At 67.9% G+C, this 3,755-nt stretch carries 4 protein-coding genes; all 4 read left to right on the top strand.

Features of this window, described 5'->3' with window-relative positions:
• Positions 1 to 692 (top strand): DMT family transporter (locus tag J8847_RS23845; RefSeq protein WP_211527174.1); only part of this gene is annotated, 692 nt, incomplete at its 5' end.
• A gap of 24 nt (positions 693 to 716) precedes the next feature.
• On the top strand, positions 717 to 1,727 hold the full coding sequence (locus J8847_RS23840) for a threonine dehydratase (protein ID WP_211527173.1): 1,011 nt from the start codon (positions 717 to 719) through the stop codon (positions 1,725 to 1,727).
• A gap of 172 nt (positions 1,728 to 1,899) precedes the next feature.
• Positions 1,900 to 2,361, top strand: coding sequence for a RidA family protein (locus J8847_RS23835; RefSeq protein ID WP_211527172.1), 462 nt, complete (start codon positions 1,900 to 1,902; stop codon positions 2,359 to 2,361).
• Between the two features lie 148 nt (positions 2,362 to 2,509).
• Positions 2,510 to 3,703, top strand: a complete 1,194-nt coding sequence (locus tag J8847_RS23830; protein WP_211527171.1) for a PLP-dependent aminotransferase family protein — start codon at positions 2,510 to 2,512, stop codon at positions 3,701 to 3,703.
• Positions 3,704 to 3,755: the final 52 nt, after the last annotated feature.

Below are 3,755 nucleotides of genomic sequence, written 5' to 3'. Positions count from 1 at the left end.
GCGCCGCGTGGTGGCCGCTGGCGCTGGTCGTCGCCGGCTGCATCGTCGGTTTTCCGCTCCTGACTTCGCTGGCCCTGCGCACCCTGCCCGCCTCGCACGGCGCGCTGCTGGTCGGCGTGCTGCCGCTCGCCACCGCCCTCTACGCCGCGCTGCGCGGCTACGAGCGCCCGTCGCAGGGCTTCTGGGTGATGGCCCTGTCCGGCGCGGGGCTGGTGATCGCCTTCGCGCTCGCCCAGGGCGGCGGCTCGCTGCACCTGGCCGACCTGCTGGTGCTGGCCGCGGTGCCGCTGGCGGCGATGGGCTACGCCGAAGGCGGACGCCTGGCGCGCAGCATGGGCGGGCCGGAAGTCATCTGCTGGGCGCTGCTGCTGTCGGTGCCGGTCCTGCTGCCGCTGGTGGCCTGGCTGTGCGCGCCCCAGCTCGCCCAACTCGGCCAGGTCGGGTTCCATGCCTGGACCGCGTTCGGCTACGTGACCTTCGGCTCGACCTTCACCGGCTTCTTCTTCTGGTACCGTGGCCTGGCGCTGGGCGGGGTGGCGCGGGTGGGCCAGGTGCAGCTGCTGCAGCCTTTCCTGAGCCTGATCGGCGCCGCCGTCCTGCTCGGCGAAGCGCTCACCCTCGTCAATTGCCTGTTCGCGCTGGCCGTGGTCGGCGTCGTGTTCGCGGCGCGCCGCATGCAGGTTCGCCACTAATCCACTATATAGAAGGGATCTCCCATGATGCTGCCCGACCTGGCCGACCTCGAGAACGCCGCCCGCACCGTCTACACCGCCATGCCGCCGACGCCGCAGTACCGCTGGCCCTTGCTCGACGAGGCGCTCGGCCTGGAAACCTGGGTCAAGCACGAGAACCACGGCCCGGCCGGCGCCTTCAAGCTGCGCGGCGGCGTGGTGTACATGGAACGCCTGCTGCGCCGCGAGCCTGGGCTGCGCGGGGTGGCGGCGGCCACGCGCGGCAACCATGGGCAGTCGATCGCCTTCGCGGCGCGCCGGAACGGGCTCGAAGCGACGGCCGTGGTCCCGCACGGGAACAGCCGCGAGAAGAATGCGGCCATGCGGGCGCTGGGGGCGCGGCTGATCGAGCACGGGAAGGATTTCCAGGAGAGCCGCGAATTCGCGTACGCGCTGGCGGACCGCGAACGGCTGCACATGGTGCCATCCTACCATCCGGACCTGGTGGCGGGCGTGGCCAGCTACTGGCTGGAGCTGTTCCGCGCGCAGCCGGAGCTCGACCTGGTGCTGGCGCCGATCGGGCAGGGATCGGGTTTCGCGGCGGCGGTGGCGGCGCGCGAGGCGCTCGGGCTGCGGACCCGGATCGTGGGGGTGGTGTCGGCGCACGCGCCGGCCTACCTGCTGTCGTGGCAGGCCGGGAAGGCGGTCGAGGCGCCGGTGAGCACGGTGCTGGCGGATGGGATGGCGTGCCGGGCGCCGGATGCGGCGTCGCTGGAGGTGGTGCTGCGGTATGCGGAGGATGTGATCGCGGTGAGCGACGAGGAGGTGGCGGAGGCGATGCGGGTGATGTATGCCTGCACGCATAACGTGGCGGAAGGGGCCGGGGCGGCGGCGCTGGCGGGGGCGATGCGGATGAAGCGGGAAGGAAGGCTGGCTGGCGTTGCCCGCGTTGGCATCCCGCTGACTGGCGCGAATGTCGACGCGCCGCTCTTCTCAGAGCTACTCTCCGCGCCCCTCCGTCGCCCCCGCGAAGGCGGGGGTCCAAGTTCTACGTGAATCGCCGTGCGAGCAAACTTGGGTCCCCGCCTTCGCGGGGAAGACGTTGTTAAATGCCGGTGATTACAAATCCGGCGCGACTTCGTTAAACGATTGATAACGCTAGCAAAATACCCAGCACCCGTGTCACGACGTACAATATCGCCTTCACCCACCGCAACCTGGAAATAGCATGTCCGTCTACGACAAACTCAAAGAACTGAACATCACCCTGCAGGCCCCGGCGACCCCGGCTGCCGCCTACGTCATGTACGTGCAGACCGGTAACCTGGTATTCATCTCGGGCCACATCGCCAAGAACGCCGACGGCAGCCCGAACACCGGCATCCTGGGCAAGGACAAGACCACCGCGGACGGCCAGGCGGCCGCGCGCTCGGTCGCGATCGACCTGATCGGCACCCTGCAGGAAGCCGTGGGCGGCGACCTGGGCCGCGTGAAGCGCATCGTCAAGGTCATGAGCCTGGTGGCCTCGACCCCGGAATACAACGAGCAGCACCTGGTCACCAACGGCTGCTCGGAACTGCTGGGCGAGCTGTTCGGCGATGCCGGCAAGCACGCGCGCTCGGCCTTCGGCGTGGCCTCGCTGCCGCGCGGCACCTGCGTCGAAATCGAAATGATCGTCGAAGTCGCCTGAAGATCGAGCTGTTGCAGTAACCTGATGATGGGCTGGGCCTACCCGGCCCGGCCTTGACGAAGCCGCCTATCCGGCGTGCTTTATAATGGCCCGGTACCCCACGCGGGACTCGGCGTCCCCTCCCTTCCTGCAAGCATGTGAGACAGTAATGAAAATTGAAAATCCCAATCCCATCCAGTGGCAGTTCTCGGAACGCGCGCAACAGCTGCAAAGCTCGTTCATCCGCGAGATCCTGAAGATCACCCAGCGTCCGGAGATCATCTCCTTCGCCGGTGGCCTGCCGTCGCCCGCCACCTTCCCGGTCGAGGTCATGAAGACCGCCTACGACAAGGTGCTGAGCGATAACGGCAAGGTCGCGCTGCAGTATGGCCCGACCGACGGCTACGGCCCGCTGCGGGAATGGATTGCCAATTCGCTGTCGACGGAAGGTTCCAGGATCCTGCCGGAACAGATCCTCATGACCTCGGGCTCGCAGCAGGCGCTCGACCTGCTGGGCAAGGTCCTGATCGACGAAGGCAGCCGCGTGCTGGTGGAAACCCCGAGCTACCTGGGCGCGCTCCAGGCCTTCTCGGTCTACCGTCCTGAATTCAAATCGGTCGACACCGACGAACACGGCCTGGTGCCTTCGTCGATCGACGCCGTCGCCAAAGGCGCGCGCCTGCTGTACTCGCTGCCGAACTTCCAGAACCCGACCGGCCGCAGCCTGTCGGTCGAGCGCCGCCTGGAACTGGTGGAAACCTGCGCCCGCCTGGGCCTGCCGCTGATCGAGGACGATCCCTACGGCGCCCTGAGCTACAAGGGAGCGCCGTCGCCGAAGATGGTGGCGATGAACCCGGACGGCGTGATCTACATGGGCTCCTTCTCCAAAGTCCTGACCCCGGGCATCCGCCTCGGCTACGTGTGCGCCCCGCTGCCGCTGGTGCGCCGCCTCGAGCTGGCCAAGCAGGCCGCCGACCTCCACACCGCCCAGCTGACCCAGATGGTCGTGCACGAAGTGGTCAAGGACGGCTTCCTGGACCAGCACATCCCGACCATCCGCAAGCTGTACGGCGACCAGTGCCAGGTGATGCTGGACGCGATGCGTGAACATTTCCCGAGCGGCGTGACCTGGACCAAGCCCGAAGGCGGCATGTTCATCTGGGTGACCCTGCCGAAGCACATCGACGCCATGAAGCTGCTCGACCAGTCGCTGGCCGCACGCGTGGCCTTCGTGCCGGGCGCGCCCTTCTACGCCAACGAGCCGGAAACCAACACCCTGCGCCTGTCCTTCGTGACCGTGCCGCCGGAACGCATCCGTGAAGGCATTGCCATCCTGGGCAAGCTGATCTCCGATCTGATGTAATTCTTCCCGGCCGATGGGGGGGGGTTTGGGCCCCCCAACGGCCCCGGCGACC

The organism is Massilia sp. AB1 (assembly GCF_018119385.1).
Taxonomy (GTDB): Bacteria; Pseudomonadota; Gammaproteobacteria; order Burkholderiales; family Burkholderiaceae_D; genus Telluria.
Note: the sequence above shows the minus strand (reverse complement) of the source record. Positions and strands in the feature narration are given on the sequence as shown.